We start from the raw sequence: 19,573 nt of genomic DNA, 5'->3' as shown, positions 1-19,573 counted from the left end.
CAATGAGGCTGTGACTCATTACGACTTGGTGATCGTCGGCACCGGCTCCGGGAACTCGATCCTCGACCCGCGGTTCGCGGACCTGAAGACGGCGATCGTCGAGCGCGGTGTCTTCGGCGGCACCTGCCTGAACGTCGGCTGCATCCCGACCAAGATGTTCGTGCACACCGCCGACCTGGCCAAGACCCCGTCGTACAGCTCGCGCTTCGGCGTCGACGAGGAGCTGACCGGCGTCCGCTGGCCGGAGATCCGGGACCGGGTCTTCGGCCGGATCGACCCGATCGCGGCCGGCGGTCAGGAGTACCGCGAGCACCACGCCGACAACGCGAACGTCACCGTGTACCACGGCACCGGGCGCTACACCGGCGTCAAGGAGCTGTCGGTGACCGCGCCGGACGGCTCGGTCCGGGTGATCACCGCCGACCGGTTCGTGCTGGCCGCCGGGAGCCGGCCGAACATCCCCTTCGTGCCCGGCCTGGCCGAGGTCGGGTACCACACGTCCGACACGGTGATGCGGCTCGGCGAGCTGCCGGCCCGGCTCGGGATCATCGGCAGCGGGTTCGTCGCGGCCGAGTTCGCGCACGTGTTCAGCTCGCTCGGCGTCGAGGTGACGCTGGTCGCGCGCTCCGGGCTGCTGCTGCGCCACGAGGACACCGAGATCGCGACCCGGTACACCGAGCTCGCCTCCGCGGCGTACGACGTCCGGCTGAACCACGACACGGTCAGCGCCCGCCGGCTCGACGACGGCGCGATCGGGCTGGAGACGCTCAGCCCGGGCGGCCGCGACGAGATCGTGGTCGACGAGGTGCTGATCGCGATCGGCCGTCGGCCGAACTCCGACCTGCTCGACCTGCCCGCGACCGGCGTCACCGTCGACGAGGACGAGCGGGTCGTCGTCGACGCGTACCAGCAGACCGTCGTCGACGGGATCTACGCGCTCGGCGACCTGTCCTCGAAGTACCAGCTCAAGCACGTCGCCAACCACGAGGCCCGCGTCGTCCAGCACAACCTGCTGAACCCTGACGCGCGGATCGAGTCCGACCACCGCTACGTCCCGTCGGCGGTCTTCGGGTCGCCGCAGGTCGCGTCGGTCGGGCTGACCGAGGAGGAGGCCGTCGAGCAGGGCGTCTCGTACGTCGTGGGCCGCGCCGACTACGCGGGGATCGCGTACGGGTGGGCGATGGAGAACACGACGGGCTTCGCCAAGCTGCTCGCCGACCCGAAGACCGGGTTGTTGCTCGGGGCACACATCATCGGCCCGCAGGCGAGCTCGATCCTGCAGCCGCTGATCCAGGCGATGAGCTTCGGTCTGGACGCTGCCAGCATGGCGCGCGGGCAGTACTGGATCCATCCGGCGCTGCCGGAGCTGATCGAGAACGCGCTGCTCAACCTGCCACTGGAGCAGAAGAGCTGAAGGCTGCGATCACCTCGCCGGCGGTGTCGAGCGGGCTCAGGTCGTCGTCCAGGTCGGGCAGGCTGAACATCACCTCGGCGGCTCCGGCCTCGGCCAGCGCGCGGAAGCGGCTCACCTGATCGGCGACCGTCCCCGCGTTCACCGCCGCGGCGTACTTCGCCGGATCCTGGTTCCGCGACCGCAGTTGGTTGACCAGGGCATCGACCTCGCGCTGGTCCCGCCCGATCAGCGTCGTCGACAGGTGCGTCAGCTCGATCTGCCGCCGCCGCTCCTTCAAGTACGCCGCCTTCGCGCGCACCTGCTCCGCGGTGCCGAACACGTTCGCCGCGTCGGCGTACCGGGCGGCCAGCCGCAGCGTCCGCAACCCGCTCCCACCGACCAGCACCGGGACGTGCTCCTGCAACGGCCGCGGGTAGCACGTCGTGTCGGGGACATCGAGAACCTTGCCCCTGAAGGGTTTGTTGCCCGCTCCCCACATCGCCGGGAGCAGCTGCACCGCATCCTCCAGCAACGCGTACCGCTCGCTGACCGGCGGGAACTCCCACCCGTACGCCTTGTGCTCCGCCTCGAACCACCCGAGCCCGACACCGCAGACCGCCCGCCCGCCGCTCAGCACGTCGAGCGTCGCGACGATCTTCCCGAGGTGCGCGACGTTGCGGTAGGTGATCCCGCTGACCAGCGTCCCGAGCCGGACCCGCTCGGTGCAGGCCGCGAGGTAGGCGAGCGTCGTCCAGCTCTCCAGGAAGTCCTCCCAGGCGCGCCCGACCTGCGGGATCTGGCGGAAGTGGTCCATCACGTAGATCGCGTCGAACCCGGCGGCCTCGGCCCGTACGCCGAGCTGCCGGATCCATTCGCCGGTGGTCTTGCGCCCGCCCTTGTGCGTGTAGCTGGAGATCTGCAGCCCGAACCGCAGTCCACGCGGCGCTTCGATCTGCTGACTTTGCGCCTGAGCAAACACCTCAGGCACTACCCGAACCCCTACCTCCGCTTGCAGGACCTCGTCGAACCCATCCTCGGGAAGCTCCTTCTTGGCCACGCTCCAGCTCTTCAACTGCGCCGTCAGCGCATCGGCCGGAATCCGCTTCACCCGCTCCCGGTTCCGCCGCCGGCACTCGGCCGCCGGCGTGTCGAACGCCACCGCCACGCACGGCACGCCGTACTCCCGAGCCAGCGCCAGCCACCCGAGCCGCCGCTCCCGATCCATCCCGAGCGTGTCGATCACGGTCGTCAACCGCCGCCCGATCCGCTGCCGCACGACCTGCTCCAGCAGCGCGAACGCGTCAGCACTGGCCGCGAGATCGTCCTCCCCGGCGCCCACCAATGCCCGCAACCGGTCGCTGGACACCACGAGCTCGGCCGCGAACCGCTCCGCGGCCCACGTCGACTTCCCCGAAGCCCCCGGCCCCACCAGCACCACCACACACGGCGAAGGCAACTTCCGCTCGTCCATACTTCAGTGTGCCCCGCCCTGGTGCTTGAGTGGTGCGATGAGTGATCTGCAGCAGCTGCTCTCCCAGCACGTCGACTCCGGCGCGATCCCCGGCGCTGTCGCCCTGATCGCCCGCGGTGACCAGATCCTCGACCGGGCCGCCGTCGGCGCGATGGACCTCGCGTCCGGAGCCCCGATGACCGAGGACGCGATCTTCCGCATCGCCTCGCTCACCAAGCCGCTCACCGCCACCGCCGTGATGCTGCTCGTCGACGACGGCACCCTCACCCTCGACGCTCCCGTCGCCGAGTGGCTCCCCGAGCTGGCCGACCCGATGGTCGTCCGTACGCCGTCCAGCCCCGTCGACGACGTCGTACCGGCCAACCGCCCGATCACCGTCGAGGACCTGCTCACCTCGCAAGCCGGCTACGGCTTCCCCTCGGACTTCTCGCTCCCCGCCGTCCAAGCCCTCTTCGAAGTCCAGAAGGACGGCCGGGAGATCCAGTCCTTCCTCCCCGAAGACGACTGGATCGCGGCCCTGTCTCGCATCCCCCTTCTCCACCACCCCGGCGAAGCCTGGCTCTACGACACCTGCTCCACCCTGCAAGGCATCCTCGTCACCCGAGCCTCCGGCCACCCGTACGCCGACTTCCTGGCCACCCGCCTCCTGGACCCGCTTCAGATGGTCGACACAGCCTTCGTAGTCGCACCCGAAAAGCTCACCCGCTTCACGTCGTACTACCGCAACACCGAGTCAGGCCTGGAACTAGCCGACCCACCCACCGGCCAGTGGTCCACCCCATCGCCATTCCCCCTACCCTCCGGCGGCCTCACCGGCACAGCCGCCGACTACCTCAACTTCACCCACATGCTCCTGGCCAACGGCACCACCCCATCCGGCCACCGCCTGCTCTCCGAACACGCCATCCACCAAATGCTCACCGACCACACCACCCCGGCCACCCGCCGTACCGCCGATCTCTTCCTCGACCAGGACCAGGGCTGGGGCTACGGCGGCTCAGTCGACCCCACCGGCCGCTACGGCTGGGTCGGCGGCACCGGCACCGCCGCCCACGTCATCCCCACAACCAACACCACAACAATCCTCCTCACCCAGGTCGCCATGGACAGCCCAGTCCCCGCCACCTACCTGAATTCGTTCTGGCATCACGTCGCGCGGGAGATGTGAGGACTGTCGGTCGGCCCGGCTCTCACGGATCGCCCGTCCGTTCTCGGGGCCCGAGGCGTTCGCGTAGCTGCCTACATCTCGCCGAAGACCTCACCAACGATCCACATCAGCAGACCTCCAGCGATCATGCCGAAGCCTGTGATGGTCACGGCTGACCAGTGCGCAGCAGCCCCGACCAGCGTCACGAGCACGCCCCCGCCCATCACGAATCCGAAGATTGCGCCGAATACGGGCGCGAGATAGCTCAGGCCCACGAAGAAGCCGAGTCCGACAACTGCGCCAATCGTTAGCACGGCTAACAGACCTAGGACACCCTCGGTACCACCTTCCAGTGCAACCATTTTCCCTCCCCAAAGGCAGAATCGCCGACAGGCCTTCGGTTGGCCAGAACTCATTACTGTGGTCCAGCCGCACTTCAGTTGATGCAAACGCCTGCATTGCCGCCGAGGAACTCATACTCCGCCCACATCTACCCCGCCACCGACACCACCGCGATCCTGCTCACCCAGGTGGCCGCCGACAGTCAGCTCCCACCGGCCCGACTCCATGACTTCTGGCAGTACGCCGCACGTGAGGTGGCAGGACGTCGCTCAGTCGGTTCTACGGATCGTCCGCCACCCTCAGCGGAGGTGATCCGCGCAGTGGCCTACGTCTCGCCGAACATCTCTGCGACCATCCACATCAGCAGGCCTCCAACGATGAGACCGAGCCCTGTCAGGCCAACCGCGAGCCAGTGCCCGCCGGCCCCGATCAAAGTCACCAGCACCCCCGCGCCCATGACGTATCCAAAGATTGCGCCGAATACCGGTGCCAGAAAACTCAGGCCCCAGAAGAGACCGACTCCAACGATCGCGATCAGTGCGAGCACGGCGAACAGGCCCAGCACACCTTCGATGCCACCTTCCAGCGTGACCATTTCTTCCCCCTCCCCGTAGGCAGAATGGCGGACAGGGGCTCGGTTGACCAGACCTCATGACAGCGGTTCAACCGCTCCTCCGGGTCATGCAAACGTCTGCATTCCAAGAAAGCCGCGGTCTGCCGGCCCGACAGATTCGGCGCAGCGGATACGGTGTCATCGCTGCCCGGGCTGCCTACTTGCCCGGCGAATTGCACAACCACAGCAGTGCGCTGCCCGTAGGCTTCCACCTATGCGATTGTTCGTGGCTGTTGTGCCGCCGGTGGAGGTTGTTGAGCATCTGAGTGAGTTCGTGGAGCCTCGTCGGGCGCATCCTGACGAGGATGTTCGGTGGGCGAGTGACGAGACCTGGCACATCACCCTCGCGTTCCTGGGTGAAGTGCCGGAGTGGAAGACCGATGATCTGGGGGAGGGGCTCGAGCGGGCCGCGAAGCGGCAGAAGCCGTTCGACCTGCGGTTGCGGGGGTCGGGGGCGTTTCCCGGCGTACCGAACGCGCGGGTGCTGTGGACGGGGGTCGAGGACGGGAGCGATTCGCTCAAGCACCTGGCGATGACGACGCGGTCGGCGGCGAACAAGGCCGGTGTGACCGTGGACGGGCGGAAGTTCACGCCGCACCTGACGCTGGCGAGAACGCGCCAGCCCGTGGACGTGGTGCGGTGGGTGCGGATCTTCGACGAGTACCAGGGGCCCGCCTGGACCGCGGAGAGTCTGCGGCTGATCTCGTCGCGTCTCGGTGAGGGGCCGAGCCACGGTGCGGCGTACGACACAGTAGGCGAATGGGATTTCTTAGGTTAGCCTTCCGAAGGTTAGACATACCTAAGCTCCAGGAGTACCGCCATGCTCGCCAACTACCTCATCGGACTGCGTGAGGGACTGGAGGCATCCCTGGTAGTCAGCATCCTGGCCACCTTCCTGGTCAAGTCGGGGCACAAGGACCGGCTCAAGCTGGTCTGGGCCGGTGTGGCCGCGGCGGTCGCCGTCGCGGTCGCCGGCTGGGCGCTGCTGCAGTTCATCACCTCGCTGACCGCCAAGTCCTTCACCACCCAGGAGACCATCGGCGGCGTGATGTCGATCGTCGCGGTCGGCTTCGTCACCTGGATGATCTTCTGGATGCGCAAGGCGTCGCGCAGCATCGCCCGCGAGCTGCGCGAGCGGATGGGCGCGGCCCTCGAGGTCGGCCCGGCGGCGGTCGTCGTGCTCGCCTTCCTGGCGGTCTTCCGCGAGGGCATCGAGACCGCGTTCATCGTCTACGCCTCGGCCGCCACCGCGACCACCGCGACGCCGTTCGTCGGCGTCCTGCTCGGTCTGGCCACCGCGGTCGGCCTCGGCTTCGCGATCTACCGCGGCGCGATCAAGATCAACCTCGGCGTCTTCTTCAACTGGACCGGCGCGCTGCTGATCCTGGTCGCGGCCGGCATCTTCGCGTACGGCTTCCACGACCTGCAGGAGGCCGGCATCCTGCCCGGCCTGCAGACGCTCGCCTTCGACATCTCCCACGTGATCCCGCCGGACAGCTGGTACGGCGTGGTGCTGAAGGGGATCTTCAACTTCAACCCGTCCCCGACCGTGATCGAGCTGACCGCCTGGCTGGTCTACCTGGTCCCGGTGCTGGTGCTGTACCTCCGCCCGGTCAAGCAGACGCCGGCGCCGCCCGCGGTCCCCGCCCAAGCCTGAACCTCACCACCCGTCCGTCGACAAGGAACGCGCATGAACACGACCACCCGCCGAGGCCTCGCAGCCGGCGCCGTACTGCTGCTGGCCGCCCTCACCGGTTGTGCCGAGGACACCCCGGCCGCCGCGCCCGGCGACGCCACCGGGCCGGTCGCGGTGAAGGCTTCCGACGACGGCTGCGAGCTGAGCCGCCGCGACGTGAAGTCCGGGACCAGCACGTTCTCGGTCTCCAACGGCGGCAGCAAGGTCACCGAGTTCTACGTGTACGCCGAGGGCGACCGGGTGATGGGCGAGGTCGAGAACATCGGCCCGGGCCTGAAGCGCGACCTGATCGTCGAGCTGCCCACCGGCAAGTACCAGGCGGTCTGCAAGCCGGGCATGATCGGCGACGGCATCCGCGGCGACCTGACCGTCACCGGTGACGCGGCCGCGCAGGTCGACACCGACACCGCGCTCAAGGACGCCACCGTCAGCTACCAGCGCTACGTCAACTCCCAGGCCGTCGCGCTGGAGGAGAAGACCACCGACTTCGTCACCGCGGTCAAGGCCGGCGACGTCGCCAAGGCCAAGGCGCTGTTCCCGGTCTCGCGCACCTACTGGGAGCGGATCGAGCCGGTCGCGGAGTCGTTCGGCGACCTGGACCCGAAGATCGACGCCCGCGTCAACGACGTCGAGCCGGGCACCGAGTGGACCGGGTACCACCGGATCGAGCAGGCGCTGTGGGAGAAGAACTCCACCGCCGGCATGGCCAAGTACGCCGACCAGCTGCTCGTCGACGTGAAGACGGTCGTCGCCAAGGCCAAGACCGTGCAGCTGAACCCGCTGCAGCTGGCCAACGGCGCCAAGGAGCTGCTGGACGAGGTCGCCACCGGCAAGATCACCGGTGAGGAGGACCGCTACTCGCACACCGACCTGTGGGACTTCCAGGCCAACGTCGAGGGTTCGCAGGCCGCGATCCAGGCGCTCCGCCCGGCCCTGCAGCAGCGCGACGCCGCGCTGGTGACCACGCTGGACACGAACTTCAAGGCGGTCTTCGCGGCCGTCGACAAGTACCGCGTGGGCGACGGCTTCAAGCCGTACCAGCCGACCGCCGACGAGCGGAAGGCCCTGGCCACCGTGGTCGACGCGCTGGCCGAGCCGGTCAGCAAGGTCGCCGGGGTCATCGCCAAGAAATGAGTGAGCCGAAGAAGGGCATCTCCCGCCGCGGCCTGTTCGGCGCGGCGGGAGCCGCCGTCGCCACCGGAGTCGCCGGGTACGCGGCTCATTCAGTGGTGAGCAACGAGGAGTCGCACGCCGCCGACACCACCGGCCCGGTGGAGTTCTACGGCAAGCACCAGGCCGGCATCGTCACCCCCGCCCAGGACCGGCTGCACTTCGCGACCTTCGACGTCACCACCGACAAGCGCGACGCCGTCATCGCGCTCCTCAAGGAGTGGACGGCCGCGGCCGCGCTGATCACCGCGGGCCGCGACATCGGCCAGTACGGCGCGGTGAACGGCCCGGCCGAGGCGCCGCCGGAGGACACCGGTGAGGCGGTCGGCCTGCCGCCGGCGCGGCTCACGCTGACCATCGGTTTCGGCCCGAGCTTCTTCCAAGATGCCAAGGGCAACGACCGGTTCGGCCTCAAGGCCAAGCGCCCGCAGGCCCTGGTCGATCTCCCGCACTTCATCGGCGACAACCTCGACCCGGCCCGCAGCGGCGGCGACATCGCCGTACAGGCCTGCTCGGACGACCCGCAGGTCGCAGTGCACGCGATCCGCAACCTGGCCCGGATCGGCTTCGGTACGACGGCCGTCCGCTACTCCCAGCTCGGGTTCGGCCGCACGTCGTCGACGTCGCGCGCGCAGACCACGCCGCGCAACCTGTTCGGCTTCAAGGACGGCACCAACAACCTCAAGCTCGAGGACACCGCGAAGCTCGAGGAGCAGCTCTGGGTGCAGCCCGGGGACGGCCCGGAGTGGATGGTCGGCGGCTCGTACCTGGTCTCGCGCCGGATCCGGATGACGATCGAGACCTGGGACCGGACGCCGCTCAGCGAGCAGGAGACGATCGTCGGCCGCGGCAAGGGCACCGGCGCCCCGCTCGGCAAGTCCGACGAGTTCGACGCGATCGACTTCACCGCGAAGACCGCCGACGGCGAGCCGAAGGTCGCCACCGACGCGCACATCCGGCTCGCGCACCCGCAGTTCAACAACGGCGCCGAGCTGCTCCGCCGCGGCTACAACTTCGTCGACGGCTCGGACGGTCTCGGCCGCCTGGACGCCGGGCTGTTCTTCCTGGCCTACCAGCGTGATCCGCGCAAGCAGTTCATCCCGATCCAGAACCAGCTGGCCCGCTCCGACGTGATGAACGAGTACATCCGCCACGTCGGCTCCGGCATCTTCGCCTGCCCCGGCGGCGTACCGGCCGGGTCGTTCTGGGGCGAGAAGCTCTTCAGCTAGAGCGGAACTTCCGTACGGCGTCGGCGGGGTCGCCGGACTTCACCAGGGCCTCACCGACCAGTACGACGTCCGCGCCCCACTCCCGGTACTCCGCGACGTCCTCCGGCCCGGCGACGCCGGACTCGGCGACCTTCACCCGGTCGGCGGGGATGTGCGGCGCGAGCTTCTGGAACACGGCGCGGTCGACCTGCAGTGTGGTCAGGTCGCGGGCGTTGACGCCGAGCACCTGAGCGCCGGTGGCAGTGGCGCGTTCCAGCTCATCCAGGGAGTGCGACTCGACCAGCGGCGTCAGCCCGAGCTCGCCGGCCAGCCCGATCAGGTCGCCGAGCAGGGTGTCGTCCAGCGAGACCACCATCAGCAGCGCGAGGTCGGCGCCGAACGCGCGCGCCTCCCACAGCTGGTACTCCTCGACGATGAAGTCCTTGCGCAGCACCGGTACGTCGACCCGCGCGCGGACCCGCGGTCAGGTCGGCCAGCGACCCGCCGAACCGGCGCTGCTCGGTCAGCACGCTGATCGCCGCGGCACCGCCGTCGGCGTACCGGGCCGCGAGGCCCGCCGGGTCGGGGATGCCGGCCAGCTCGCCCTTGCTCGGGCTCTTGCGCTTGACCTCCGCGATGATCGAGACCCCGTCGGCCCGGAACCCCGGCAGCGGGTCGAGCGCCGGCGGCAGGTCGGCGACCCGCGCCTTCAGCTCGGTCAGCGGCACCTGCCGCTGCCGCTCGGCCAGGTCCTCGCGGACACCGTCCAGAATCCCGTCCAGCACGCTCATCGCGTCGTCCTCCCGTGGTCGCTCCCACCGTCCACCGTACGCCGATGCCTGCAGCAACCAACCTGCCGTGGCAGGAACTCGACGCGCCGACCTTTGCAGCAGGACGCAAATGAACCGGCCCGACCCTAGAGTCCGTGCCGTGGCCAACAACTACGGACCCCAGTACGGCGGCTACCCCGCGCCGCCGCCCCCGCCGGCCCGGAAGTCCCGCGCCGGGCTGATCGTGGTCGGCATCGTCGGCGTGCTCGCCGTGATCGGCACCGCGTTCGTCCTGATCGGCGGCCGTGACGACGACCCCGCGGACGCGGTCCCCGGACCGGCCACGACCCGGCCGGTCGACGAGTCGCCGTCGGTGCCGAGCGGCAGCCCGACGGCCGCCGACAGCCCCAGCGCCAAGCCGAGCCCGAGCGGGCCGCCGGCCTGCAAGGGCTGCTTCCCCGGTGTGACGGTCACCGGACTCGTGAACACGCTCAAGTCCAAGGGCTACACCTGCAAGGAGGACCGCGTCCTCGGCATCGAGTGCGACAAGGGCAACCTCGAGATCGGGATCGACCGCGCGTACTCCAACAAGGGTTTCGTCGAGAGCGTCGACGTCGGCGGCCGCGCCACCGGCAAGGGGGAGTTCCCGCAGGGACCGGGACAGGCGTTCGCGACGCTGAAGGCCGGTCTGCCCGGCGTCCTCGGCCTGGCCGTTCACGACGCCGGGGTCCGGCAGCAGATCACGGCCTTCACCAACCAGCACGCCGGCCAGCCCAACGGCGGCCCGAGCGCGGTCAAGGAGGCCCGGTACGGCGTCTTCCGGCTCTCGATCCACGGCTACAGCGGAGCGACGGTCGGCCGCGGAGCGCGCGCCAGCTCCAGCTTCTCGACGTCGGTCACGATCTACGCCGCGTCGGCGTTCGAGTAAAAACGTTGCGCCCGGCACCCGTTAAAGGGGCCGGGCGCAACGACGTACGGACTACTTCACCGCACCCGCGGTGACGCCGGCGACGAAGTGCCGCTGGGCGAGCAGGAAGCCGATCACGACGGGGATGCTGACCACGAGAGCGGCAGCCATGATCTGGTTCCAGTAGATGTTGGTCTGCGTCGAGTACTGCCGCAGACCGACCGACAACGTCCGGTTCGCCTCGGTGGTCATCACCGACGCGAACAGCACTTCTCCCCAGGCGGTCATGAACGAGTAGATCGCCACCGCGATCACGCCCGGCCGGGCCGCCGGCAGCACGACGCGCCAGAGCGCGCCCATCGGCCCGCACCCGTCGACCATCGCCGCCTCGTCGAGCTCGCGCGGGATGCTGTCGAAGTACCCGGCCAGCATCCAGATCGAGAACGGCAGGCTGAACGTCAGGTAGGTGATGATCAGCCCGAGCCGCGTCCCGACCAGCTGGACGCCGAGCCCGTTGTTGATGTTCACGAAGATCAGGAACAGCGGCAGCAGGAACAGCACGCCCGGGAACATCTGCGTCGACAGCACCGTGGTGGTGAACACCGTCCGGCCGCGGAACTTGAACCGCGACACCGCGAACGCGGCCAGGATCGCCAGCACCACCGAGAACGCCGTCGCGGCCACCGACACGATCGTCGAGTTCACGAAGTACCGGGCCAGCGGCACCGTCTTCCACATGTCGATGAACGGTGCGAAGGTCAGGTTCGACGGCCACCAGGTGAACGCGCCCTGGACGTCCTTCAGCGGTTTCAGCGACGACGTGATCATCACGTACAGCGGCACCAGCACGAACAGGCCGAGCACGACCAGCACGACACCGCGGTAGATCTTGAAGCCCTGGGTCTCACGCACGGCGCGACCTCCTTCCGGTGACGAACAGGTAGATGCCGGTGACGATCATCAGGAAGATCAGCAGCAGCACCGACATCGCGGCCCCGGTCCCGAAGTTCCAGGTCAGGAACGACGCGTTGTAGATGTGGAACGTGATCAGGTCACCGGCAGGCGGCTGCGCCGTACCGAACAGCACGTACGGCGTGTTGAAGTCGCTGAACGTCCACAGGAACAGCACCAGCACGAGCACCAGGTTCACCGGCCGCAGCGACGGCAGGGTGATGTTGCGCCACTGCCGGATGTTGCCGGCGCCGTCGACCGACGCGGCCTCGTACAGGTCGCCGGGGATGCTCTGCAGCCCGGCCATCAGCGTGAGGAACGCGAACGTCCACAGCTTCCAGGTCGCGACCACGATCAGCGAGACCAGCGCGTTGCCGCCGATCAGCCAGAACGTCGTGCCGTCGCTGAGGTGCAGCTGCTCGAGCACGTGGTTCACGGCGCCGGTGTCGCGCTGGAGCATGAAGTTCCAGGTCAGGATCCCGGCGTACGCCGGCAGCGCGTACGGCACCAGGAACATCGTCCGGAGCAGCCCGCGGCCGCGGAACGGCGGCTGCAGCGCGACCGCGGCGGCCATCCCGAGCAGCCAGGACAGCGCGACGGTGACGAGCGAGAAGACGACCGTGACGCCGAACGACTTCAGCAGGCCCTCACCGACGGCGTTGTTGAAGTCGAGGGCGACCTTGTAGTTGCCGAGCCCGGCGCTCGGGGCGGCGGACCAGTTCGCGATGAAGAACTTGGTCAGTTTCACGAAGCTCATCCAGATCCCGACGATCATCGGGATGATGTGGATCAGCAGTTCGGCCAGCACCGCGGGCGCCAGCAGCAGGTACGGAAGCCACCGGTTGAGGCCGGGCCGGCGCTCGAGTCCGCGTGGTTGTGTGGCGACGGACATCCTGGGTCTCGTCTCCTGTTCTGGAAGGGGTCGGCTGACGTGGGCAGTGGCCCGGACGAGATCGCCCGGGCCACTGGTCGCTACGTCAGCTGCTCGCGGCCACCTGGTCCTGGGCGGTCTGCAGAGCGGCCTTCACGTCGTCGGCCGACACCGTCCCACCGGTCGCGATCTTGGCGAACATGGCGTTCATCGCCTTGCCCACGGTCGACTCGAACTGGTCCTCGGCCGGCACCAGCGGCAGCGGCTTGGACTTGGTGTTGTAGACGTCCTGGAACGTGGCCGCCTCGGCCGCGTCCGTGGTGAACACCGGCTTGGCGTCCTTCAGCACCGGCAGCGAGCTGAACGGCTTGCCCAGCGTCGTCTGGGTCTGCGCGTCCGTCATGTACTTGACGAACTTCAGCGCCGCGTCCTTGTTCTTGGTGTTCTTGAAGATCGACAGGTTGATCCCGGCCACGTGGCTGGCGACCTGCTCGCCACCGCTCGGCGACGGGAACGGCACGACGCCGTACTCGCCGGCCTTCATGCCGTTGGCGACGATCGAGGAGTCGGCGTTGTTCTGGTTGATCACCATCGCGACCTTCTTGGTCGCGAAGTCGTTGACCGACTTGGTGCCGTTGTCGTACTGCGCGTTGGCCGGGTTGGCGACCTTGTCCTTCTGCATCAGGTCGAGGTAGCGCAGCACGCCCTGGACGTTGCCGTCACCGGTGAAGGTCGGCTTGCCGTCGGCGTCGAACCAGTCGGCCTTGTTCTGCGCGGCGTTGATGAACGCGAAGTGCACGTTCTCGGTGTAGCTGCCGGCGGCCAGCGCCATGCCCCACTGCTTCTTGGCCGGGACGGTCAGCTTCTGCGCGGCGCTGACCATCTCCTCCCAGGTCTTCGGCGGCTGCAGGCCGGCCGCGGCGAACATCGCCTTGTTGTAGTACAGGCCGTAGGCCAGACCGTAGAGCGGGACCGACGTCGGGTCGGTGCCTTCCTTGCCGCCGGTCGCCAGAGCCGTCGGCACGAACTTGTCCTTGCCACCGATCGCGGTCATCGCGTCGCCGTCGAACGGCAGGAACGCGTCGGTCGCCTGCAGCGAGGCGGCCCAGGTGTTGCCGATGTTGACCACGTCGGGCGCCTGGCCGGAGGTGATCGCGGTCTGGATCCGGGTCTGCAGGTCGTTCCAGCCGATCACCTCCAGGTTGACCTTCACACCGGTCTCCTGGGTGAACTTCTCCAGCACCGGGGTCAGGACCTGCTTGTCGTTGTCCAGGCTGGTGCCCTGGTTGCTGGCCCAGTAGGTCAGCGTGGCGTCGCCGCCACCACCGCCGGAGGAATCACCGGAGTCGCTGCCACCACAGGCGGCCAGGCTGATTCCCAGGGCGGACACCGCTACTGCGGCTACAAGCGAACGCAGTCTCACGTCGGACTCCCTCGTCCCATCGAGCCTCCGGCAGGAGAGCGGAGGCTGGTCCGGCCATAGTGGCCTAACCGGTTAAGTTGGTAAACCCTAACCGGTTCAGTCGGGTCGCGTTCGTTACTGCTCCGTGACCAGAACGGAACCGGCTGCGGGTTATCCGCAGCTTCGCGCACGAGTGCGCAGGTTGTGGTTGCAGCGGTGTTGCAATTCCGGACTAGCGCGGCGCCCGCGCGCTCGACTCGCGGGTCCGCAGTACCCCGCCGGGAGCCTCCACATGCAGCTCGGAGTCGCCGGCGGCGATCCTGAACAGCAGGTCGGCGGCCGCGCGGCCACGCTCCATCGTCTGTTGGTCGACCGCGGTGATCCCCGGCCGGGCCAGCTCGCACAGCGGCGAGTCGTCCCAGGCCACGATCGACAGCTCGTCCGGTACGACGGTGCCGAGCTCGGTGGCCACCCGCAGCGCCGCCACGGCCATCAGGTCGTTGCCGAGCACCAGCGCGGTCGGCCGGTCGCTGTCGGTCAGCACCTGCCGGGTGATGTCGGCGCCGTCCTCGTACCGGTAGCTGCCCTCGTAGTGCCGCACGCGGATGCCACGGCGTACGGCGTGCTCCTGGAGCAGCTGCACGCGGAGCTGCTCGTGCACGAAGTGGAACGGCCCGCTGACGTGGGCAATGTCGCGGTGACCCAGCTCGACCAGGTGGTCGAGCAGCAGCACCACGGTCTCCTCCGGTGAGCTGATCAGCCGGCCGACGCCGTCGTCGGGCGCGTTGGAGCTGACCACGACACCCGGCACGCCCAGCTCCTTGAGCAGCGTGATCCGCGGGTCGTCGTGGTGCTCGTCGAACAGGATGAACCCGTCCACCCGGCCCTGCCGGCTCCAGCGCCGCAGCACGTCCAGGTCCTCGCCGTGCTCACCGGTGAGCCGCAGCAGCAACGAGGAGTCGACCTCGTTCAGGTACTGCTCGATGCCGACCAGTGTGCGCATGTAGAACGCTTCGGTGGAGATCAGCTCGGGGTCGCGGGCGATCACGATGCCGATCGTCCGGGTCCGGCTCGCGGACAGCGCGACGGCGGCCGAGTTCGGGTGGAAGCCGAGCTCCTCGGCCAGCTCGAGCACCCGGCGCCGGGTCTCCTCGCTGACCCCGGACCGGCCGTTCAGCGCGTACGAGACCGACGCCTTGGAGATGTCCAGGCGCCGGGCCAGATCGCTGATCGTGACGCGGCGGCCCGGGCGAACGGCACCGCCCGCCGGGCTGTCACCGGCGGTCTGATCGCTGTCCAAGGTCATCTGAGTCTCCCGCCCCGCATGTCGGGGAGAGTAGCAGCGCGTCTCACCGACAGGCCGTCGTACGGCGGCGGCCGCGCGTTGTGGATAGCGTTATCCCATGGTTGAGCGCATGGACTTCCTGCCCTGGGAGTACGCCGGTCGCGCGTCCGCGCAGCAGCGGGCCGAGCAGGCCGAACACCAGCAGCAGCTGACCGGCCGGGTCGAGCTGGCGGCCGACGTGTACGTCGCTCCGACGGCCGCCGTCTACTGTGACGAACTCCGCATGGGGGAGCGGTCGTACCTGGCCGCGAGCAGCTACATCACCGGCGAGATCAGCATCGGCGCCGACTCCACCGTCAACCCGTACGCCGTGGTCCGCGGCAAGATCGCGATCGGCGACGGCGTCCGGATCGGCGCCCACGCGTCGCTGCTGGCGTTCAACCACGGCAGCGAGCGCACCGACCAGCCGATCTTCCGCCAGCCGCACACCGCCCGCGGTATCACCGTCGGCGACGACGTCTGGATCGGCTCGAACGCGATCGTCCTGGACGGCGTCACGATCGGCCCGCACTCGATCATCGGAGCCGGTGCGGTCGTCACCAAGGACGTGCCGGCGTGGTCGGTAGCCGCAGGCAACCCAGCAAAAGTCATCCGAGACCGCCGTCACCCGGCAAGAACTCCTGCCATCTCCTCTGAGAAACTCTCTGCTTTTGCCTCTCGCGCTCGCGACCAGGTCGGCGACGTTCTCTCGCGCTGCTCCGACGGCACCCGCTTCATCGACCGCCCCGGCGTCCCCGCCGACCCCGCGATCCGCCCCTGGTGTGACGCGATCGAGATCTCCGACCTGCTCCTCCGCCGTACGCCGGAGGGCCACACCGCCGACGACCTGATCCGCCGCCTCCGCTCCCGCCAGGACCCGGCGACCGGCCTGGTCGCCCCCGGCGACCTCGCCGCCGACGACAAGCCCGATTTCACCGGCCTCGACGTCCTCGAAGGCCCGGCCAGCTACCACATCCTCTGCGTCGGCTACGCCCTCCAGCTCCTCGGCAGCAGCTTCGAGCACCAGATCGCCCTCCCTTCCGATCTCACCCAACGCCTCGACGCGTTGCCCTGGGCAAGAAACGCCTGGAGCGCCGGCAACGGCCTGGACGCCCTCGGCACCGCGATGGCCCGCAACCTCCACGACCACGGCGAAAACCCCGGCGACGCCTTCTTCACCACCTTCGGCTGGCTGACCACCCGCGCCGACCCGGCGACCGGCGCCTGGGGCAACCACCACCCCGACGACGGCTGGCTCCAGGTCGTCAACGGCTTCTACCGCCTCACCCGCGGCACCTACGCCCAGTTCGGCCTCCCGCTGCCGTACCCCGAGCAGGCGATCCGGACCGTGCTCACCCATGCTCAGGACCGCGCGGTCTTCTCCGGCGACGGCTACAACGCCTGCAACGTGCTCGACGTCATCCACCCGCTCTGGCTGGCCGGCCAGCAGACGGCGTACGGCCGTGCCGAGGGTGAGCGCTGGGCGGCGGAGATGCTCAACGGCATCCTGACCCGCTGGGTCGACGGCGAGGGCTTCGCCTTCGCGCCGGACGGCAGCGACGACCGGTCGGTGCCGGGGCTCCAGGGCACCGAGATGTGGCTGGCCATCATCTGGCTGCTCGCCGACTACCTCGGTACCGCGGAGCCCCTCGGCTACCGGCCGCGTGGGGTGCACCGGCCCGACCCGCTGGTCACGCCGCCCGGGGGTCATCTACTAGCCTGAGCCGGTGGACCCCCGGACCCGACGGCTCGTCACCTCTGTCGTACTGCTGGCCCTTGTCGCCATCGTGGTGGTGGCCGCGCTCATTCGCTGACCTTGCCGGAGCGCAGCACGTGGTACGGCTGGCTCGACAGGTCCTCGGCCAGGCCCGGGTGCAGCGCCTGTCCGCCGTCCTCGTACCGGAGGCTGAAGAAGTACATCAGCGGGTACGTCGACGCGGTGTACTCAGCCGGGACCGTACCGGTGAACGTCTCCCCGGCCGCCTCCATCGGCGTCTCCTGCCACGCCTCCGACTGGTCCACGTGCCGGTAGTGCAGCGTCGCACCGGTCACTCCGGGAGCCTCCAGCGTCAGCACCAGCGCCTGCCCCCGCTCGAACGCCTCGGGTACGACGTGCTCGACGCCGGTCGTCTCCGGCCGAGCCACGACAGGCGGTAGCGAGGAGCGCGCCTCAGTGCCTGCTGCTTCGTCCAGTTCCGCAGTGAGCGCAGCCAGGTCCGCGTCGATGTCCGGCACCCGGTCCGCCCAGTGCCCGTGCTCCGACGCCTCGATACCGAACCGCAGATCCCGCTGGTAGACCCCCTCGACCAGTGCCGGGATCTCGGCGTACGCGTCCCGTGCCACTCGGTAGCGGTTCAGCGCTGCCTTCAGCGACTCCACCTCACCAGTCGCCCGGTAGCTGGAGTAGTCGACCGCCGCCTGGAACTTCCCGGCGAAGAACCGGCCCAGCCGGACCAGCACCTCCGCGTCGATGACCGTACGCCGTACCTGCGCGTCCGTCCGGTCCGCTACCTGCTCAGCTCGCTCCAGCGCCTTCTCACCATCAGCAGTGAGCTGCTCGATCCAGGCGGCGACCTCCAGCGGCGTGTACTTCGCGGAGACGGTGCCGGCGGCCCGAGCCGCGACGTACTCATCGATGCCGTAGAACGTCGTCGGGTCGAACGGGCTGACGCCACCCCAGTTGGCCGGGGCGTCGGTGTCCCCGGCGTAGTGCTGCGAGTGCAGCCGGGAGGAGATCGGCAGGTTCAGGTAGACCTCCGGCCAGTAGCCGTTGTTCGACCCGCCGACCCCGTGCACCACGGTCACCAGCGGCAGGATGCGGCTCAGCGAGCTCAACGCGCTCTCCACCTCCGCCGCCGCCTCGCCGTACGTCGCCCGCAGGTGGCGCTGCCAGGTCTCGGGCGCCGCGTCGGGGTTGTACTGCAGCCGACCCCACAGCAGGTAGCTGTAGCGGTACTTGGTCCACTCCCGGTTGCCGGGCAGCCGCAGGTCGTCGCGGACGTACGGATCGCGTCCGCCCTGGTGGCCACTTCCGTGGCGACCCTTGAAGAACAGCGGCTCGCACAGGTCGACACCCCGCGAGCCACCGAACGTGGCCAGCCGCCCGTACCCGGCAGCGATCGCGGGATCGCCCCACAGCAACAGCTTCTGCGTCCCCGGCCAGATTCGGAACATCAGGTCGACCGTCCGGTCCTCGCGCAGGAAGTCGCCGTACCCGTACCGGGTGAACCGGCGGGAGAACTCGGTGATCCCCTTCATCTCGTGCCCGGCCGGGATCGGCTTGGCCGTCTCCCGGGCCCGGATCGACGCCTGGTGGTACGGCAGCCCGACGTGCTCGGCCCAGTACTTCGCGGACAGCACCGGGGACAGGTTCGGCAGGTCGACCGCGTCCAGCAGTGCCTGGTCGACACCCTTGGCGTGCATGTCGATCTCCAGCGGCCGCCCGGCCGAGTTCGCGCCCTCGAAGACGGCCCGCCAGAAGATCTCGTGCTGCGCGTCCGGGATCCCGCCCTCGTAGTGCACCCGGAAGGTCAGCCCGTCGATGTCCGGCACCTCGGCCAGCAGCTTCGCGATCCCGGCCTTGCTGTACGCCGCGTGGTTGTCCGGCCCGACGCCGTGGACCGGGAACCGGTGCACGGAGTCGCGGCCGTAGTCGTAGGCGTGGTTCCACAGGCCGAGCTGGAACTTCAGCCCGCGGCGCTTGCTCTCGGCCGCGACGAACCGCAGCGTCGCCAGGTTGCGCTGCCGCTCGGGCTCGCTGATCCCGCCCACGCTGACGTCGTACCCGTCGACGTCGAAGAGGAACGGGTAGACGAAGCACAGGTAGTTGTCGGTCGCGCCGTGCCGGTCGGCGCCGTAGTTGTACTGCATGCCGAGTGCGAGGTGGAACCGGTTGAACCGGCAGGCGGCCAGCCAGGTCAGGTACTCGGTCCAGAACTGCCGGTCGTGGAACCAGGACAGGTCCTCGTCCACGCTGGAGAACGACCGGACCACACCGCGGACCGGGACCGCGGGCTGCTCCGCGAACGGCGTCGTACCGGCCAGGTCGTCGCCGGCGGCGGCGCGGTCGGCCAGCTCCAGCAGCGCGCACCGGAAGCCGATCTCGTCGTTGCTCACGACAACGATCTCGGCACCGTCGCGCAGTACGGCGTACGCCTCGGGCACGGCCGCGAGGTCCGCGCCGGGGAACTCGTCGGGTGTCGCGAGCCTGATCGTGGCGGCGGTCTGGGTCTGGTCGAGTTGCTCGGTGGCCCAGCTGACGACCGGGCCGGAGGTGACAGGGTTGGTTTCGTTCCTGGTGACAGGCAT

At 69.1% G+C, this 19,573-nt stretch carries 16 protein-coding genes and 1 pseudogene; 8 read left to right on the top strand and 9 right to left on the bottom strand.

Features of this window, described 5'->3' with window-relative positions; translation table 11 throughout:
* Positions 1-10: 10 nt before the first annotated feature.
* Positions 11-1,414, top strand: coding sequence for a mycothione reductase (locus AB0M01_RS05910; protein ID WP_363665880.1), 1,404 nt, complete (start codon positions 11-13; stop codon positions 1,412-1,414).
* On the opposite strand, the gene AB0M01_RS05905 is transcribed toward AB0M01_RS05910, so the two are convergent.
* A complete protein-coding gene (locus AB0M01_RS05905) occupies positions 1,386-2,864 on the bottom strand; it encodes an LLM class flavin-dependent oxidoreductase (RefSeq protein WP_363665879.1) in 1,479 nt (492 codons plus the stop codon). The genes AB0M01_RS05910 and AB0M01_RS05905 overlap by 29 nt on opposite strands.
* A 37-nt stretch (positions 2,865-2,901) precedes the next feature.
* Between AB0M01_RS05905 and AB0M01_RS05900 the strand changes: the two genes are divergently transcribed.
* Positions 2,902-4,032 (top strand): serine hydrolase domain-containing protein, encoded by a 1,131-nt coding sequence (locus tag AB0M01_RS05900; protein WP_363665877.1) that lies wholly within the window; start codon positions 2,902-2,904, stop codon positions 4,030-4,032.
* 71 nt (positions 4,033-4,103) lie between these two features.
* Here the strand turns inward: AB0M01_RS05900 and AB0M01_RS05895 are convergent, their stop codons facing one another.
* Positions 4,104-4,373, bottom strand: coding sequence for a hypothetical protein (locus AB0M01_RS05895; RefSeq protein ID WP_363665875.1), 270 nt, complete (start codon positions 4,371-4,373; stop codon positions 4,104-4,106).
* Positions 4,374-4,678: 305 nt separating this feature from the next.
* The gene (locus AB0M01_RS05890) at positions 4,679-4,948 is read right to left on the bottom strand and encodes a hypothetical protein (protein WP_363665873.1); all 270 of its coding nucleotides are present in this window, start codon (positions 4,946-4,948) and stop codon (positions 4,679-4,681) included.
* Between the two features lie 232 nt (positions 4,949-5,180).
* Between AB0M01_RS05890 and thpR the strand changes: the two genes are divergently transcribed.
* Genes thpR through efeB form a run of 4 tightly spaced genes read left to right on the top strand, consistent with a single transcriptional unit; the run spans position 5,181 to position 9,061 of the window.
* Positions 5,181-5,744: an RNA 2',3'-cyclic phosphodiesterase gene (gene thpR / locus AB0M01_RS05885; protein ID WP_363665871.1), complete on the top strand. Its 564-nt coding sequence runs from the start codon at positions 5,181-5,183 to the stop codon at positions 5,742-5,744.
* A 42-nt stretch (positions 5,745-5,786) separates the two neighbouring features.
* The gene (efeU, locus tag AB0M01_RS05880; protein ID WP_363665869.1) at positions 5,787-6,623 is read left to right on the top strand and encodes an iron uptake transporter permease EfeU; all 837 of its coding nucleotides are present in this window, start codon (positions 5,787-5,789) and stop codon (positions 6,621-6,623) included.
* 33 nt (positions 6,624-6,656) lie between these two features.
* Positions 6,657-7,796 (top strand): iron uptake system protein EfeO, encoded by a 1,140-nt coding sequence (gene efeO / locus AB0M01_RS05875; protein ID WP_363665867.1) that lies wholly within the window; start codon positions 6,657-6,659, stop codon positions 7,794-7,796.
* On the top strand, positions 7,793-9,061 hold the full coding sequence (gene efeB, locus AB0M01_RS05870; RefSeq protein ID WP_363665865.1) for an iron uptake transporter deferrochelatase/peroxidase subunit: 1,269 nt from the start codon (positions 7,793-7,795) through the stop codon (positions 9,059-9,061). The genes efeO and efeB overlap by 4 nt, the downstream gene beginning before the upstream one ends.
* Here the strand turns inward: efeB and trpC are convergent.
* Positions 9,054-9,831 (bottom strand): annotated as a pseudogene (trpC, locus tag AB0M01_RS05865) (indole-3-glycerol phosphate synthase TrpC). The gene efeB and the pseudogene trpC sit on opposite strands and share 8 nt — an antisense overlap.
* Positions 9,832-9,970: 139 nt before the next feature.
* On the opposite strand from trpC, the gene AB0M01_RS05860 reads away from it, so the two are divergent.
* Positions 9,971-10,738 carry a hypothetical protein gene (locus AB0M01_RS05860; protein ID WP_363665863.1) on the top strand — a complete coding sequence of 256 codons (768 nt, stop codon included), beginning with the start codon at positions 9,971-9,973 and terminating at the stop codon, positions 10,736-10,738.
* 51 nt (positions 10,739-10,789) lie between these two features.
* On the opposite strand, the gene AB0M01_RS05855 is transcribed toward AB0M01_RS05860, so the two are convergent.
* The 4 genes from AB0M01_RS05855 to AB0M01_RS05840 all read right to left on the bottom strand — a co-directional run bounded on the left by AB0M01_RS05855 (position 10,790) and on the right by AB0M01_RS05840 (position 15,247).
* Positions 10,790-11,629 (bottom strand): carbohydrate ABC transporter permease, encoded by an 840-nt coding sequence (locus AB0M01_RS05855; RefSeq protein ID WP_363665861.1) that lies wholly within the window; start codon positions 11,627-11,629, stop codon positions 10,790-10,792.
* Positions 11,622-12,560 (bottom strand): sugar ABC transporter permease, encoded by a 939-nt coding sequence (locus tag AB0M01_RS05850; RefSeq protein WP_363665859.1) that lies wholly within the window; start codon positions 12,558-12,560, stop codon positions 11,622-11,624. Before AB0M01_RS05850 ends, AB0M01_RS05855 begins: the two co-directional genes overlap by 8 nt.
* 85 nt (positions 12,561-12,645) lie before the next feature.
* Entirely contained in the window at positions 12,646-13,962 is a 1,317-nt protein-coding gene (locus AB0M01_RS05845; protein WP_363665857.1) for a sugar ABC transporter substrate-binding protein, read from the bottom strand.
* Positions 13,963-14,173: 211 nt separating this feature from the next.
* Positions 14,174-15,247, bottom strand: a complete 1,074-nt coding sequence (locus AB0M01_RS05840) for a LacI family DNA-binding transcriptional regulator (protein WP_363665855.1) — start codon at positions 15,245-15,247, stop codon at positions 14,174-14,176.
* Positions 15,248-15,344: 97 nt separating this feature from the next.
* On the opposite strand from AB0M01_RS05840, the gene AB0M01_RS05835 reads away from it, so the two are divergent.
* Positions 15,345-16,988 (top strand): acyltransferase, encoded by a 1,644-nt coding sequence (locus AB0M01_RS05835; protein ID WP_363665853.1) that lies wholly within the window; start codon positions 15,345-15,347, stop codon positions 16,986-16,988.
* Positions 16,989-17,068: 80 nt separating this feature from the next.
* Here the strand turns inward: AB0M01_RS05835 and AB0M01_RS05830 are convergent, their stop codons facing one another.
* Positions 17,069-19,573, bottom strand: coding sequence for a hypothetical protein (locus tag AB0M01_RS05830; protein WP_363665851.1), 2,505 nt, complete (start codon positions 19,571-19,573; stop codon positions 17,069-17,071).

This window comes from Kribbella sp. NPDC051770, assembly GCF_040681455.1.
GTDB lineage: Bacteria > Actinomycetota > Actinomycetes > Propionibacteriales > Kribbellaceae > Kribbella.
Note: the sequence above shows the minus strand (reverse complement) of the source record. Positions and strands in the feature narration are given on the sequence as shown.